Source organism: Niveispirillum fermenti, assembly GCF_052474395.1.
In genome coordinates this window covers 1,758,403-1,773,751 of record NZ_CP156681.1, presented here as the reverse complement: position 1 = coordinate 1,773,751, position 15,349 = coordinate 1,758,403, and the positions used below count along the sequence as shown (strand labels likewise).

10 protein-coding genes are annotated in these 15,349 nt (G+C 67.4%); 6 read left to right on the top strand and 4 right to left on the bottom strand.

Going from position 1 to position 15,349, the window contains the following annotated elements; all coding sequences use genetic code 11:
- Positions 1-38: 38 nt before the first annotated feature.
- The gene (locus tag ABC728_RS19585) at positions 39-485 is read right to left on the bottom strand and encodes a DUF2948 family protein (protein ID WP_416618516.1); all 447 of its coding nucleotides are present in this window, start codon (positions 483-485) and stop codon (positions 39-41) included.
- 309 nt (positions 486-794) lie between these two features.
- Between ABC728_RS19585 and fsa the strand changes: the two genes are divergently transcribed.
- Genes fsa through ABC728_RS19570 form a run of 3 tightly spaced genes read left to right on the top strand, consistent with a single transcriptional unit; the run spans position 795 to position 3,213 of the window.
- The gene (gene fsa, locus ABC728_RS19580; RefSeq protein ID WP_416618515.1) at positions 795-1,475 is read left to right on the top strand and encodes a fructose-6-phosphate aldolase; all 681 of its coding nucleotides are present in this window, start codon (positions 795-797) and stop codon (positions 1,473-1,475) included.
- Positions 1,476-1,528: 53 nt separating this feature from the next.
- The gene (locus ABC728_RS19575; protein WP_416618514.1) at positions 1,529-2,269 is read left to right on the top strand and encodes a DUF484 family protein; all 741 of its coding nucleotides are present in this window, start codon (positions 1,529-1,531) and stop codon (positions 2,267-2,269) included.
- Complete coding sequence (locus ABC728_RS19570) at positions 2,263-3,213, top strand: tyrosine recombinase XerC (protein WP_416618513.1); 951 nt, start codon at positions 2,263-2,265, stop codon at positions 3,211-3,213. Before ABC728_RS19575 ends, ABC728_RS19570 begins: the two co-directional genes overlap by 7 nt.
- Positions 3,214-3,406: 193 nt before the next feature.
- Here ABC728_RS19570 and ABC728_RS19565 read toward each other — a convergent pair whose 3' ends face one another.
- On the bottom strand, positions 3,407-4,141 hold the full coding sequence (locus ABC728_RS19565; RefSeq protein WP_416618512.1) for an SDR family NAD(P)-dependent oxidoreductase: 735 nt from the start codon (positions 4,139-4,141) through the stop codon (positions 3,407-3,409).
- A 169-nt stretch (positions 4,142-4,310) separates the two neighbouring features.
- Positions 4,311-7,433 (bottom strand): Rne/Rng family ribonuclease, encoded by a 3,123-nt coding sequence (locus ABC728_RS19560; RefSeq protein ID WP_416618511.1) that lies wholly within the window; start codon positions 7,431-7,433, stop codon positions 4,311-4,313.
- 663 nt (positions 7,434-8,096) lie between these two features.
- On the opposite strand from ABC728_RS19560, the gene ABC728_RS19555 reads away from it, so the two are divergent.
- Both ABC728_RS19555 and ABC728_RS19550 read left to right on the top strand, forming a co-directional pair.
- Complete coding sequence (locus tag ABC728_RS19555; RefSeq protein WP_416618510.1) at positions 8,097-9,290, top strand: N-acetylmuramoyl-L-alanine amidase family protein; 1,194 nt, start codon at positions 8,097-8,099, stop codon at positions 9,288-9,290.
- Positions 9,291-9,467: 177 nt separating this feature from the next.
- Positions 9,468-11,927: a penicillin-binding protein 1A gene (locus tag ABC728_RS19550; RefSeq protein WP_416618509.1), complete on the top strand. Its 2,460-nt coding sequence runs from the start codon at positions 9,468-9,470 to the stop codon at positions 11,925-11,927.
- A 278-nt stretch (positions 11,928-12,205) separates the two neighbouring features.
- On the opposite strand, the gene ABC728_RS19545 is transcribed toward ABC728_RS19550, so the two are convergent.
- Positions 12,206-13,627, bottom strand: coding sequence for a methyl-accepting chemotaxis protein (locus ABC728_RS19545; protein WP_416618508.1), 1,422 nt, complete (start codon positions 13,625-13,627; stop codon positions 12,206-12,208).
- Positions 13,628-13,938: 311 nt separating this feature from the next.
- Between ABC728_RS19545 and lpdA the strand changes: the two genes are divergently transcribed.
- Entirely contained in the window at positions 13,939-15,348 is a 1,410-nt protein-coding gene (gene lpdA, locus ABC728_RS19540; protein WP_416618507.1) for a dihydrolipoyl dehydrogenase, read from the top strand.
- The last annotated feature ends 1 nt before the right edge of the window (position 15,349 follow it).

Sequence of the window (15,349 nt, the reverse complement as noted above, 5' to 3'; positions counted from 1 at the left end):
GCGAAAGGCCGGGTTGCGTGAAGCTCCGGCCGATACCGTCATAGCCCGTGATCGGGGCGCAGGGTGACGGGCCATGGCTGGCCGCGATCCTCAAGCCGGCATTCGATGGCCTCACCCTCCAGCCGGATGTCGGCCCCGCCCGAAAGGTGCAGCAGCACGACACCGTCACCCGCCGCCTCCACCGACAGCAGCGACAGGAACTGGTCCCGGCGGGCCAGGTCCAGGCCGCGCCGGCGCACGCCACGCACATTATGGAAACGCACGGCGCACAAGATGCGATACGACCGCTCCTCCCCGTCGTCGGGGCTGGGGCCGCCATCCTCGGGCACGCCTTCCCACAGGAAACGGCTGGCCATCAGGATGAACAGCCCCTCCTGCGGCAGGAAGGCAAGATCGCCAATGGGAATGATCGCATCCTGCAAAAGTGCAGACACCACCGCCAGATCTTCCGCGTCCCGCGCGCGCAGCCGCATGCCTTCCGCCATCTCTCCCCTCCCCCGGAACGCCCCTTGATAAAGATCTCTCCCCAACGTCGTCCGGCCCCGGACGGTTCCCGACAGCCCCGGACGGACGGACAGGGGGAGAGGACATCGGGTGTATCACGACCCGGCGATGGCGGGGCAGGGGCTTGAAGCGGGGCGGCCGATTTGGCAGAATCCCCATCGCCGCCCACCCATGCGCGCCATGGTCGGCGGCGGCGCTGGCGACGGGGACGGGATGTTGCTACTTTCCCCGCCACGGATCGGGTGCTGTGCCCGGTCACCCCATCTCATCGCGCCCTTAGGACCCGACCCATGAAGTTCTTCGTCGATACCGCCGACCTCGCCGATATCCGTGACCTGGCCGATACCGGCCTGCTGGACGGCGTGACCACCAACCCGTCGCTGGTCGCCAAGGCCGGCCGCAACTTCGTCGAACTGATCGCCGAAATCTGCGACGTGGTGCAGGGCCCGGTCAGCGCCGAGGTTGCCGCCACCGATTTCGACACAATGCTGAAGGAAGGCCGGTATCTGGCCCAGATCGCCTCGAACGTGGCCGTGAAGGTGCCGCTGACCCCGGCCGGCCTGAAGGTGTGCCGCACGCTGGCCAACGAAGGCACCATGGTCAACGTGACCCTGTGCTTCTCCGCCGCCCAGGCCATTCTGGCCGCCAAGGCCGGCGCCGCCTTCATCTCTCCCTTCGTCGGCCGCCTGGACGATATCGGCCAGAACGGCCTGACCCTGATCCAGGAAATCGTCGAGATTTACGCCAATTATCCCGGTTTCACGACAGAAGTGCTGGTGGCTTCGGTGCGTAACCCGATCCATGTCGTGGAATCGGCCCGCATGGGCGCCCATGTCGCCACCATGCCGCCCAACGTCATCCGCCAGTTGGCCGGCCATCCGCTGACCGACAAGGGCCTGTCCCAGTTCGTGGCCGACTGGGCCAAGACGGGGCAGTCGATCCTGGACCAGCCCCTGCCCAAGCGCGGCTGATCCCCCGCCGGACAACAGACGGACATGGCGCAACCGACCAAGGACAAGGCCCCATGAGCAGCGGACCCGGACAGATCACCACCAGCGCGATGGATGAACTGACGGCCGATGACGTGGCGGCCTTTCTGCGGGACCACCCCGATTTCCTGGCCCGCCGGCCGGAACTGCTGCACCAGTTGCTGCCGCCGGCCGGGCCGGAACGGGGGGCCGGCGTGGTCGATATCCGCGAACGCATGCTGGAACGGCTGCGGGGAGAGGTCGGGCGCCTGTCCGATCAGCAGCAATTACTGGTCGACACAACCCGCGCCAACATGATGAACCTGCGGCGCGTCCATGCCGCCGTGCTGCATCTCCTGTCCTGCCGCGGACTGGAGGCGATGGTGCAGGCCGTCACCGGCGACCTGGTGGTCCTGCTGGACCTGGACGGGGCCAGCCTCGTCGTTGAACAGCCGGCCGGACCGGTGGCCAGCATCGGGCCGGTCGGTCTGGGCATGGCACCGCACGGCACCATCGACCGCATCCTGGGCCGCGCCGATGTGGCGCTGCAATCCGACATCCTGGGATCGGTTGAGGTCTGGGGCCATCAGGCGGGGCTGATCCGCAGCCAGGCGCTGGTCCGCCTGCGCCTGGCCGTGGAGGGCGCACCGGAAGGGGTGGACGGGACGCCGGCCCTGCTGGCCTTCGGTTCCGCCGATCCAGATCTGTTCCAGCCGGGTCAGGCGACCGACCTGCTGCTGTTCCTGTCGGGTGTGGTGGAACGGGTCATCGCCGCCTATCTGGATCCGGCATGGTGACGGCCAGCCTGGGTTTCGCGGCACAGCCGGACCTGGCCGACGCCATTGAACGCTGGCAGCGCTGGCTGGTTGCGGAAAAGGGGGTCAGCCGGGCCACCATCCGGGCCTACAATAACGACCTCTCCGGGTTCCTGTCCTTCATCGCCGGTCATCGCGGCCGCGCGCCGGGGTTGAACGAACTGGCGGCCCTGACCTTGTCCGATTTCCGCGCCTGGTTGTCGGCCCGCGCCGGGGACGGGGCCGGCGCGGCGACCAGGGCCCGCAGCATCGCGGGCGTGCGCAACCTCTATCGCTGGCTTGACCGTGGCGGGGTTCTGCACAACCCGGCCATCGGCGCGCTGAACAGCCCACGGGTGAAGCGCCCCCTGCCCCGCCCGCTGACGGCTCCCGATGCCGCCGCCCTGCTGGAAGAAGCGGCCAGCCTGCCTGATGCGCCCTGGATCGGCCTGCGCGACCAGGCGCTGTTCACACTGCTTTACGGCTGCGGCCTGCGCATCGGCGAGGCGCTGGCCCTGAACCAGGGCGACCTGCCATCGGGTGCCACCACGGTGCGCGTGCTGGGCAAGGGGTCCAAGGAACGGCAGGTCCCTGTGCTTCCGGCCGTCCATGCCGCGCTGGAAGCCTATCGCCAGGCCTGCCCCTGGCCGGTCACGGGCAGCGATGCCCCCCTGTTCCGCGGCAGTCGTGGCGACCGGCTGAACCCATCCGTCGCCCGCCGGCAGATGCAGATGCTGCGCGCCCAGATGGGCCTGCCCGACAGCGCCACACCGCACGCGCTGCGCCACAGCTTTGCCACCCATCTGCTGGGCAGCGGCGCCGACCTGCGGGCCATCCAGGACCTGCTGGGCCATGCCAGCCTGTCGACCACCCAGCGCTACACGGATATCGATACCGAGAAGCTCCTGGCCGTGTACGAGGATGCACACCCCCGTGCCCGGCGATAGGGACCGGTGCCGGCAAAGACCGGCCCGGCGCCCCGAGACAAAAAAGAAACCCGCCAGCCCGGGCGGGGCGGCGGGTTGAAGGCGGGGGCGTCAGCCCGAGGGGAAGGGATGGAACCCGACGGGCATGCCGAACGGGGAATGATCAGCATGGGAAGAGCCTATATCCCCGCCCCGGCCATCGCTGTGACGCGGGTCACGCCGGCGAAAGATCGATCAGTTCCCCATGCAGGGCGCAGGCGGGCACCGTGAATTCAACGATGGCGCGCGCCACGTCCGCCGGGGTGCGCAGGCTTTCCGGCTGTTCGCCGGGAAACGCCTTCGCCCGCAACGACGTGGCGACGGGACCGGGATCGATCAGGTTGACACGCAAGCTGGTGTTCAGCGTTTCGGCGGCCCAGGTGCGGCCCATCATGTCGATGGCGGCCTTGGCGGCGGCATAGGCCGACCAGTAGGCCGTCGCCTCGCGCCCGACGCGGTCGGTCAGCAGAAGCGCGCGACCGGCATCGGACCGGCGCAACAGCGGATCGGTGGTGCGAATCAGCCGCATGCCGGCCGCCACACCAACCCCCATCACCCGGTCCCAGTCACGGGGATCGGAATGGGCGATGGGTCCCAGGGTGCCCAACTGGGCGGCGGCATGCACGAAAATGTCCAGCCGGCCGAACCGCTCGTAAAGGGCCGGCCCCAGACTGTCCAGCTTGGCCCCTTCCATCAGGTCCTGCGGGATCAGGGTCGCGGCACCGCCCAGCGCCTTGATCCGATCGTCCAGTTCCTCCAGCGCGCCAAGCGTGCGGGCGATCAGTACGACATGGGCACCTTCGCACGCCAGTTGCTCGGCCACGGCGGCGCCAATGCCGCGCGACGCACCCGTCACCAGGGCGACGCGGCCCGTCAGGCGGGCTGTGGGGGAAAGGGTCGAACCGGTCATGACAATATCTCTCGGCAGGAACTCGCGCGGTTGCTTAGCGCATTCGCGACGGCAGGGAAAGCGACGGATCGCCGCCCCGGCCCCAACGGACCCGTCATTCCGGCACCACAACGAAAACGGGGGAGGTGGAAAACCACCTCCCCCGTTCGTTCCGTTATCGCAACAAGCCTCAGGACTTGCGGCTCCACCAGCCGCGCCGCGGCTTGGCTTCGGGCTCGGCCGGCACCTCCACAACGGGTTCCACCGCTTCGGGGGCGGCTTCCACCGGGGCCGGTTCGGCCAACGGTGTGGCTTCCACCGGCGCAGCGACCTCGGCCAACGGCGCCACGTCCTCGGCAACCTTCTTGCGGCTGCGCGTCGCGCGCTTCTTCTTCGGCGCCTCCTCGGCAGGGGCGTCAGCGGCCGCCGGCTCAACCGGGACCGGCTCCGGGGCCGGCGCGGCCTCGACCTGGACGACTTCGGTTGCCGCTTCCTCGGCAACCTTCTTGCGGCTGCGCGTCGCACGCTTCTTCTTCGGCGCCTCCTCGGGCGGGGCCTCTGCCACCGGGGCCGGTTCGACAGCCGCTGCCGCCTCTACCGGCACAGCAGCCTCGGCCACCGGCGCCGCTTCCTCGGCAACCTTCTTGCGGCTGCGCGTCGCGCGCTTCTTCTTCGGCGCCTCCTCGGGCGGGGCCTCCGCCACCGGGGCGGCCTCCACCGGAGCGGCTTCGACAACCGGCTCGCTCACCACAGGGACCGGCTCCACCGTTGCCGCGGCGGCAGGCACCGCTTCCGGCTCGGCGGCGGCTTCCGGTGTCGAAGCAGACTCGGCGTCGACCGCTTCCTCCTCGCCATCCTGCTGCTCTGCCCCCGTCTCGTCGCGGCGGCCACGACGGCGACCGCCACGCTTGCCACGGCGGCGCTTCTTGCGGGCCTCCTCATCCTCATCATCGGCGGCGTCAGTGGCGGCGGGCACGTCGCCGGCCGTCTCGGCGACCGGTGCCTCGACATTGTCGCCGTCGGCGGCAACCGGAGGAGCCTGCGTGTCATCGACACCGGTCTCGTCCTCGCCCTCCGGCTCGCCATCGCCATTCGCGCTGTCGGCATCCGCGCCATCAGATGCCGCACCCTCGCCACGCTCACCCCGCCGACGACGACGGCGGCGGCGGTTGCGGCGACCATCACGGTCCTCCCGCTCGGCACGGGGCTGCGGCTTCTCCGCGACTTCCTCGGTCTCCTCGGCCTCGATCTCGGCGGGCTCGACCTCGGTCTCTACCTCCTCCATCTCGATGGCGCGTTCGGTCTGGGCCATGACGCGCTCGGCGCTGACCGGCGCGGCCGCGGCAACATCATCAGCCGGCGTGCGGGCCCGCAGCCGTTCCAGGCGGTGGTCGGGACCATTCAGATGGTCATCGGCCAGCAGATAGACCCGCAGACCGTGGCGCCGCTCGATATCCGCCAGCGCTTCACGCTTATGGTTCAGGATGTAAAGCGTCACGCGCGACGCGCAGGTCACGGTGATCTCCGCCGAACGCTTGCGGATACCCTCTTCCTCCACGGCGCGCAGAACGGCCAGGGCCGCACTTTCCTGGCTGCGCACCATGCCGGTGCCCTGGCAGTGCGGGCAGCGCTCGAAATTGATCTCCTGCAAGGAGGGGCGCAGGCGCTGGCGCGACAGTTCCAGAAGACCGAAGGCGGAGATGCGGCCCAACTGGATGCGCGCACGGTCGGCCTTCATGGCGTCCTTGATGCGCTTTTCCACCGCGGCGTTGTTGCGCGGGTCCTCCATATCGATGAAGTCGACCACAACCAGACCGGCCAGGTCGCGCAGGCGCAACTGGCGGGCCACCTCCTCGGCGGCCTCCAGATTGGTGCGCAGCGCCGTTTCTTCGATATTCCGTTCCTTGGTCGACCGGCCGGAATTCACGTCGATGGCGACCAGCGCCTCGGTCTGGTTGATGACGATATAGCCGCCCGACCGCAACTGGACGATGGGATTGAACATCGTCTCGATGGCACCTTCCACCTGGAACCGGTGGAACAGCGGAATGCCGGGATCGTTATAAAGCTGGATCTTCTTGGCGTGGCTGGGCATCAGCATGCGCATGAAGTCCTTGGCCACGCCATATCCGGCCTCGCCCTCGACATGGACCTCGTCGATGTCGCTGGAATAGAGGTCGCGGATGGTGCGCTTGATGAGGTTCGCCTCCTCATAGATCAGCGCCGGTGCGACGGATTGCAGCGTCGTCTCGCGGATGCTGTCCCACAGGCGCATCAGATATTCAAGATCGCGACGGATTTCCGGCTTCGACCGCTCGATGCCGGCGGTGCGCAGGATGACCGACATGCCTGACGGAATGTCGAAATCCTCCAGCATCTCCTTCAGGCGCTTACGGTCGGCCGGGTTGGTGATCTTGCGGCTGATGCCGCCGCCACGCGGCGTGTTGGGCATCAGCACGGCATAGCGGCCGGGCAGCGACAGATAGGTAGTCAGGGCGGCACCCTTGTTGCCGCGCTCCTCCTTCGTCACCTGCACCAGCAGGATCTGGCGGCGCTTGATGACTTCCTGGATCTTGTAGGACTTCATCGGCCGGCGGCGGGGCTGGGGCGGACGGCTTTCCTCCACCTCCTCCTCGACGCTGTCGCCATTATCCTCGGCCTGGGCCGCCACCGGGCGATAGCGGCGCGCACGACCACGGCTTTCCCGACCGTTGCTGTGCGTGAAGGGCGAGGCCTCGCCCGTGCCGGCGGTTTCGCCATCGCCTTCGCCGCCGTCAGGCTCCTCGCCGGCCGGCACGCCTTCCGCGTCCCCGGCTTCCACCACGTCCGACACCGCGTCGACGACGACCGGCCCGCCGATATCATCGGTCACAATGGCCGCAGGCGCGGCACCACCGATTTCCTCCGGCGCCGGGACGGCACCGGCATCCTCGCCATGGTCGGCCAGATCGCCGTCGATGGCGCTGTCACCGCCCACGGCGTCGCCATCATCGCCCCGATCGGCGCGGGCCTCCCGCTCCTCCGCCAGTTCCTGCTGTTCGCGCAGCAGTGCCTCCCGGTCGGCGACCGGAATGCGGTAATAGTCGGGGTGGATTTCGGAGAAAGCCAGGAAACCATGCCGGTTCCCGCCATATTCGACGAACGCCGCCTGAAGCGACGGTTCGACCCGGATCACCCGGGCGAGATAGATATTGCCCTTGAGCTGTTTCCTGGAGGCGATCTCGAAATCAAGCTCTTCCAGGCGGTTACCATTGACCACGACGACCCGGGTCTCTTCCGGGTGCGTGGCGTCCACAAGCATACGCTTGGCCATATGTCATCCCCGTGGCAAGGGTTCCCCACCCCTCCGCGCGACGGGACGGAGGTCGGGCCCTGCCACCATTACGGTGCGAGGCGTACAGCATGGGCACGGATGGTCACAATCGAACAGCGCCTGCCCCATTGAGGGGAAGCAGCCAGGATGGACCGGCACCAATGCCGGACCCGCGCCGAATAAACCGGACGGGCCAGCCCCAAGGTTTCCACTGCAACCGCACCAAGCTGGGGTCGATCCCTTTGGGCGTCACCTGCGCGGGGTGCTGCTAAGACGGCGTGACAACCGGCAGCAATCCCCAGGCGCGACGCCGAAGCCCGTTTCAGGGCCCTGGCAAGATGCGGTTTGTCGCGCTTCACACCATAAACACTCCCCCCCTTTTCCACAACGAAAGAATTGATCCTTTCGGGTGGTCGCGTGTCGATTCCCGTGCCCCGGTCCGGGCCGGCCGGCATGCAGGCGGGCACCATTTCAAGCGATCTCTGATGAAATCCGTTGAAGTCCCTGATTTACCGGCCCTATATTGGTCCCATCAATTGAGCTTCATGCTGACCGGCCCGGAACATGCCGGTCTGACGATGGGGACAGGACCGCTTGCCAAACCGGGGGGGACCGACAGGCATCGCCGCTTTTCTGGCGTCAGCGACCCGCTGGGTGCTGGCAATGACCTTTTTTTGCCTTGTCTGGCTGGTGGCCGCGAACGTCGCGATGGCCCAGGCGCCTGTGCAAACCGCTGCCGTCGCGGCGACGATGCCGGCCACCCTCCCCGGCCCTGCGCGCATCCTGGCCGCACGCATGGGCGATCACGGTGACAAGACGCGCTTCGTTCTGGAACTGACGCGCGACACGCATTTCATTCTGGATGCATCCCGGCCCCAGATGGTGGTCGTGGACCTGGAGGCGTCGATCGACAGCGGTCTGCCGCCGGGCAAAGGACTGGTCCGCAACGTGCGCCTGGAACCGGGCGCCTCTGCCAGCCGGCTGCGTCTGGTCCTGTCGACCACGGCCCCCGTGCATATACAACTGGCGGAGATCATCCCGCCACGGGACGGCATGCCGCCGCGCTTCATCCTGGACCTGGGTCCGGCGCCAGCGGGCACCGGCGCCGCAGCCCTGACGCCGGCCAGCGTCAGCACCCTGGCGCCACCCCCGCCACCCAAGGCAAAGCCCAGGCCGGAACTGCCCATGATCGTCCTGGATGCCGGCCATGGCGGCCAGGACCCCGGCACGATCGGGGTCGGTGGCGCCTATGAGAAGGACATCGTGCTTGCCGTGACGCTGGAGCTGCGCCGGCAGTTGCTGGCAACAGGCCGCTACCGCGTGGCCCTGACACGCGACAAGGACCTGTTCATCCCCCTGCGCCAGCGCGTGGCGATCGCCCGGACCAAGGGGGCCGACCTGTTCATCTCGCTGCATGCCGACAGCATCGCATCGCGCAACATTCGCGGGCTGTCGGTCTATACCCTGTCCGACAAGGCATCGGACCGGGAAGCCGAAATGCTGGCCCAGCGGGAGAATCAGGCCGATGCCATCGTCGGGATGGATCTGTCCGTCCAGTCGTCGGACATCGCCAATATCCTGATCAGCCTGTCCCAACGCGACACGATGAACCAGTCCCGCCACTTCGCCAGTCTGGTGGTGCGCCATGTGGACAAGCAGGTGCCGGTCCTGCCGTCACCCCTGCGGTCCGCCGGGCTGGCGGTCCTGACAGCACCCGATGTGCCCTCTGTTCTGGTCGAACTGGGCTATCTCAGCCATCCGCAGGATGCCCGGCTGCTGGCCACCGACGCGCATCGACGCCGGCTGGCCGGATCGCTGGTGCGGGCTGTGGACGGCTATTTCAGCAGCCAGCGGTAAAAGGGGATGGTCCCGCGCGGGGCGGATGGCTCGCTTTCCGCCAACGCGGCCCCTTGATGGTCATCAGGGCGACATAATCCTGCGCTTGCTGTTATTGTCTTGGGGCCGGTGCCGCTCCTTCTCGGGCGGCACCCTTGTTTTATCCGGCTGCGCGGCCGGCTTCGGGTGGGTTGGACCATGAATCGTGTTGTGAAGGGGTTGTTGATCGCCGGCGTATCGCTTGCGGTGCTGGGGGCGGCAACCGCGGGGGGCGGCTGGATCTATTATGGCAAGGACCTTCCCGACCATACGACCCTGGCCAACTACAACCCCTCGGTCGCCACGCGCGTGCATGCCGGCGACGGGCGCCTGGTGGCGGAATTCGCCAGCGAGCGCCGCGCCTTCGTGCCGATCGAGGCCATCCCCAAGCGGGTCAGCAACGCCTTCATCTCTGCCGAGGATCAGAATTTCTACAGCCATGGCGGTGTCGACTGGCTGGCCGTCGTCCGCGCCCAGTTGCAGAATATCAGGAATATCGGCCAGGGCCGCCGCCCTATCGGCGCCAGCACCATCACCCAGCAGGTGACCCGCATCTTCCTGCTGTCGAACGAGGTCTCCTATGTCCGCAAGATCAAGGAAGCCATCCTGGCCGGCCGGATCGAAAAGGCGATGGGCAAGGACAAGATCCTCGAAATCTACATGAACGAGATTTTCCTGGGGAACCGCGCCTATGGTGTGGGCGCCGCGGCGCTGAACTATTTCAACAAGTCGCTGGGTGAGCTGACCATCGCGGAGGCCGCCTTCCTGGCCAGCCTGCCCAAGGCGCCCGACCGCTATTACCGGGAGCGCCACCGCGATGCCGCCATCGCCCGGCGCAACTATGTCATCGGCCGCATGGAGGATGACCGCTACATCACGCGGGAGGAGGCGGAGGCCGCCCGGGCCGAACCGCTTGTCTTCGCCGACCGGTCGGGCGACAGCAACATCCGCGCCGATTATTTCGTGGAAGAGGTCCGCCGCGAGCTGGCCAAGCTCTACGGGGAACAGACGCTCTATGCCGGCGGCCTGTCGGTGCGCACCACACTGGACCCGGACATCCAGGCCGCCGCGTCCACGGCCCTGCGCGACGGGCTGATGGCCTATGACCGGCGTGACGGCTGGCGCGGTCCCGTCACCCGCCTCGACAATCTGGAGAACTGGCCGGAGAAGCTGGAAGACCTGCGCACCCCGCCCGGCGGCGAGGAATGGGATCTCGCAATCGTCCTGGCCGCCGATGCCGACCAGGTGGAGGTCGGGCTGGCCGATGGCAGCCGCGGCAGGATCCCGCTGGCCGAACTGAAATGGGCACGCAAGGTCCAGGACGGCAAGTTCGTAGGCCCCACCATCCAGAAGGCGGCCGATGCCCTGGCCGTGGGCGAGGTCGTGCTGGTGGAGCCGCTGGACGAGAAGGCGCATACGCTGGCCCTGCGCCAGATCCCGGAGGTTCAGGGCGCGCTGGTCGCCATGGACCCGCATACGGGCCGGGTGCTGGCCATGTCGGGCGGCTTCAGTTCACGCATCAGCGTGTTCAACCGCGCCACGCAGGCTTATCGCCAGCCCGGCTCCGCCTTCAAGCCCTTCGTCTATCTGGCGGCGCTGGACGAGGGTTTCACGCCCAGCACGCTGGTGCTGGACGCACCGTTCGCGCTCGACCAGGGCGCGGGCCTGGGCAAATGGAAGCCGTCCAACTTCTCCGACCGCTATTACGGCCCGACGCCGCTGCGCGTCGGCATCGAGAAGTCGCGCAATGTCATGACCGTGCGGCTGGCCCAGTATATCGGGATGGAACCGGTCGTCGATGTCGCCCGCCGGTTCGGCATCAACGACAATCTGCAACCCACCCTCTCCATGGCGCTGGGCGCGGGTGAAACCACCGTGCTGCGCCTGACGGCGGCCTATTCCATGCTGGTCAATGGCGGCCGCAGGATCGAACCCAGCTTCATCGACCGCGTGCAGGACAAGGCCGGCAAGACCGTCTATCGCCACGACATGCGCGACTGCCCCGGGTGCCAGACGGCGCCGGACGGCATGGCCCCGCCGGCCGACCCCGGCATCGTGCCGAAGATCGCCGATACACGCGAGCAGATCGCCGATCCGCGCACGGTTTATCAGGTCGTGTCCATGCTGGAAGGTGTGGTGCAGCGCGGCACCGGTGTGCGCCTGCGCGAGATCGGAAAACCGCTGGCCGGCAAGACCGGCACCACCAACGACTCCATGGACGCATGGTTCGTCGGCTTTTCCCCGGACCTGGCCGTGGGCGTCTTCGTCGGCTACGACCAGCCGCGTTCCATGGGCAGCCATGAAACCGGATCAAGCATCGCCGTGCCCATCGTGAAGGATTTCATGACAGCGGCCCTGAAGGATGCCCCGGCCACGCCCTTCCGCGTGCCGCCGGGGCTGCAGCTTGTGCGGGTCGATCCGGAAACGGGGCGGCGTGCAGCACCCGGCACCCGAAACGCCATCTGGGAAGGCTTCATCCCGGGGACGGAGCCCCGGGGCACCGAAGGCGTGCTGGATGGCGGCGATACCGGGGCCGGCTTTGTCCAGGGCGGTCCCGGACAGCCGGCCGCCACGGCACCACAACCGGCCATCGGCACCGGCACCGGCGGCGTTTACTAAGCAGATTTTCCGAACGCCGCCCACAGATGGGCGGGCTCGGAAAATCTGCAAACCATGGAGTCGGCGGGTTCCTCCAGGCCGGGCCATGTGTGGCCCGATCTGGAGGAACCTGCTTAGAGCGTGTTTCCGGTGACCGGAACATCCTCTTGCTTTTCGTGTTCCTCAAGCGTCGGCGCGACATCCGCCGCCTGTGCTTCACGCGGCACGTGCCGCGCGGCGGCAGTGGCCGCCGGTAGCGGCCGGGGTCCGTCGCACGCAGGGCGGGACGGCCCCATGCCTCACACCTTGTAGGCCAGCCGCACCGCCCCCCAATGCCGGCCCGCGACCAGAATGGGGGCCGAACAGTCCTTCATCAGGGCGTAGGTGCCGTTCCCCATGTCGCGCCGGTAGGCCTGGAGCAGGAAGGGCTTGGTGTTGCGCCCGGCGGCCAGCCCCACCCGGTCGTCGAAGATGCGGCGATTGCGGCAATTGGCCGTGTTCCAGGCCACATCACCCGGCCGCTGCGGCTGGCTGAATTTCCGGTTATGGGTGGGCAGATAACCGTTGCGGTCCACGGCCGCGCAGAACACGACCTTGTCCGACAGCAACAGCGCCGGTTCCTGGATGTCGGGCAGCAGCCGGTCCGTCAGACTGGTGAAGCGGGTGACATGCTGCTCCGGGTCGGTACCCGGCACCGACCGGTAATCGGTGTCGAAAAGATCGCCGATGCTGAGCGTTCCGTCCGCCACGGCCCGCTCGAATGCAGCCGCGATCCGCGTCGCCACCTCCCGCACCGTGCGGATATAGGGGGTGTCGACCGTTTCCACATCCAGTTCAGCGGAATGGCCGATCAGCCGCTCGCTCAGTTCCAGCAGGCTGTTCAGCCGGTCGCCGGCCACCTTCAGGCTGCCCGAACTGTCCTTCACGTCCCCGGCCAGCCCGCCGATGCGGCCATCCACCGCCGTGATGGATGTGCTGATGGCGCGCGCGGCCCCATCGATATGGGCCTGCTGGTCATCCACCTCCGTCATGGCCTGGGCCAGACGCTGCATCACCTCGCCGATACGGGTCGTATCGTTGCGCACGGCCGTGGCCTTGGCGGCACCGGCGGCACCGCGCGCCGACAGGGCCTTCACCTGCTCGCCCAGGTCGCGCATGGTGGCGTCGATCTCCTGCGTCGCCTCCGCCGTCTTGTTGGCCAGCGCCTTCACTTCCGTCGCGACAACGGCGAAGCCACGACCGGCATCACCGGCCCGGGCCGCCTCGATCGTGGCGTTCAGTGCCAGCAGGTTGGTTTGCTTGGCGATGGTATTGATCTCCGCCGCCACGCGGCCGACCCGCGCCAGCGCATCGGTCAAACCCGCCAGTTGCCGTTCGATGCCGCTGACATCCTCTGCCAGCGCGCGGATATCGGCCAGGGCATGATCCACCTGCGCCCGGCTGTCGGCGACTTCCTGGCGGGCCCGGCCGGCGACGGAACGGGCGGCGGACGCGGCCTCCGTCACCCGCGCATTGCCGGCCGCCATGTCGCCGGCCTGACGGCGCAATTCCTCGAAAATGGCGGCCTGGCGGGCGATGCGGCCCGACACATCACCGACATGGCCCGCGACATCGGCGATGGAAACCCCCAGCGTCCCCACCTCCTGCGCCAGTTCGGCAATGGCGTTGCGGGTACGCGTCGTCGTCGTGGCGGTTTCCCGCCACCCGGAAAGGTGATCCATGTTTCCTCCCAACCCTTGCGCCATGTTTTCGGTCCCCGCGACGGTGGAACCAGGCATTCTGGTTTATGTCGGTATGGTGTCACCCTTTCTCGTACAAAGGTAGCTATCCTTTGGTCGGTTGTTACCCGAAAACTGTCTTAAAATTGCGGTAAATTGCCTTTGCAACAGCCTTTCCGATCCAGCCATGTGCGGGGGCGGCATCTGGTCCCAGGGTCGGGCGTTGGACAGGGGGCGAAGGGATTGCCATAAATTCCAGCGATATGAACCAGGACCCTGGACGGGGTCGTCACAAGAAACGGATGGTCATTCCCATGGCTGATACGCAGTTCGACCTCGTCGTCATCGGTGCCGGTCCCGGCGGTTACGTCGCCGCCATTCGCGCCGCCCAGTTGGGCATGCGCGTGGCCTGCGTGGAAAAGCGCAAGACGCTGGGCGGCACCTGCCTGAATGTCGGCTGCATTCCGTCCAAGGCCCTGCTGGTCGCGTCGGAAAAGTACAGCGAGGCCAGGCACCATCTGGGGGCCTTCGGCGTGAAGGTGTCGGGCGTGGAACTGGACCTGCCCGGCGTCATGAAGCACAAGGACGATGTGGTGAAGTCGAACGTCACGGGCGTGGATTTCCTGTTCAAGAAGAACAAGATCACCCGTTACACGGGCCTGGGCTCCATCAAGGCCCCCGGAATGGTCACCGTCACCAAGGATGATGGATCGACCGAGGACGTGACGGCCCGGAACATCCTGATCGCCACGGGTTCCGACGTTGCCCCCCTGCCGGGCGTCACCATCGATGAGAAGCGCATCGTCTCTTCCGACGGCGCCATCGCGCTGGACGCCGTGCCGGCGCGCATGGTGGTCATCGGCGGCGGCGTCATCGGCCTGGAGCTGGGGTCGGTCTGGCAGCGGCTGGGCGCGAACGTGACGGTCGTGGAGTTCCTGGACCGCATCCTGCCGACCATGGACGGCGAGGTGTCCAAGCAGATGCAGCGCATCCTGGCCAAGCAGGGCATGTCCTTCAAGACCTCCACCAAGGTCACCGGCGCCGTGACCGGGGGAGAGACCGTGAAGCTGACGCTGGAGCCCGCCAAGGGCGGCGAGGCCGAAACAGTGGAAGCCGATATCGTGCTGGTCGCCATCGGCCGCCGCCCCTATACCCAGGGTCTTGGCCTGGAAGCCGTCGGCGTCGAACTGGATGATCGCCGCCGCATCAAGACCGACCATCATTTCCGCACCAACGTGCCCGGCATCTGGGCCATCGGCGACGTGGTTGCCGGTGCCATGCTGGCCCACAAGGCCGAGGAGGAAGGTGTCGTCGCCGCCGAGGTGATGGCCGGCCAGTCGGGCCATATCAACTATGACGCCATCCCCGGCGTCGTCTACACATGGCCCGAAGTCGCCGCCGTCGGCAAGACGGAGGAGCAGTTGAAGGCCGAGGGTGTGGCCTACAAGGCCGGCAAGTTCCCGTTCATGGCCAATGGCCGTGCCCGTTCCATGAACGCCACCGATGGTTTCGTGAAGATCCTGGCCGACGCCAAGACCGACCGCATCCTGGGTGCCCATATCATCGGCGCCTCGGCCGGGGAAATGATCGAGGAACTGGGCCTGGCCATCGAGTTCGGCGCCTCTGCCGAGGATGTGGCCCGCACCAGCCACGCCCACCCCACCCTGACGGAAGCCATCAAGGAAGCGGCCCTGGCGGTCGATGGCCGCCCGATCCATATCTGAT

Bases quoted from the DNA above. Each gene is read 5' to 3' on its own strand.
- ABC728_RS19570 (WP_416618513.1), top strand. From the start codon at position 2,263: ATGGTGACGGCCAGCCTGGGTTTCGCGGCACAGCCGGACCTGGCCGAC.
- ABC728_RS19565 (WP_416618512.1), bottom strand. From the start codon at position 4,141: ATGACCGGTTCGACCCTTTCCCCCACAGCCCGCCTGACGGGCCGCGTC.
- ABC728_RS19575 (WP_416618514.1), top strand. From the start codon at position 1,529: ATGAGCAGCGGACCCGGACAGATCACCACCAGCGCGATGGATGAACTG.
- fsa (WP_416618515.1), top strand. From the start codon at position 795: ATGAAGTTCTTCGTCGATACCGCCGACCTCGCCGATATCCGTGACCTG.
- ABC728_RS19545 (WP_416618508.1), bottom strand. From the start codon at position 13,627: ATGGATCACCTTTCCGGGTGGCGGGAAACCGCCACGACGACGACGCGT.
- ABC728_RS19550 (WP_416618509.1), top strand. From the start codon at position 9,468: ATGAATCGTGTTGTGAAGGGGTTGTTGATCGCCGGCGTATCGCTTGCG.
- ABC728_RS19585 (WP_416618516.1), bottom strand. From the start codon at position 485: ATGGCGGAAGGCATGCGGCTGCGCGCGCGGGACGCGGAAGATCTGGCG.
- ABC728_RS19555 (WP_416618510.1), top strand. From the start codon at position 8,097: ATGACCTTTTTTTGCCTTGTCTGGCTGGTGGCCGCGAACGTCGCGATG.
- lpdA (WP_416618507.1), top strand. From the start codon at position 13,939: ATGGCTGATACGCAGTTCGACCTCGTCGTCATCGGTGCCGGTCCCGGC.
- ABC728_RS19560 (WP_416618511.1), bottom strand. From the start codon at position 7,433: ATGGCCAAGCGTATGCTTGTGGACGCCACGCACCCGGAAGAGACCCGG.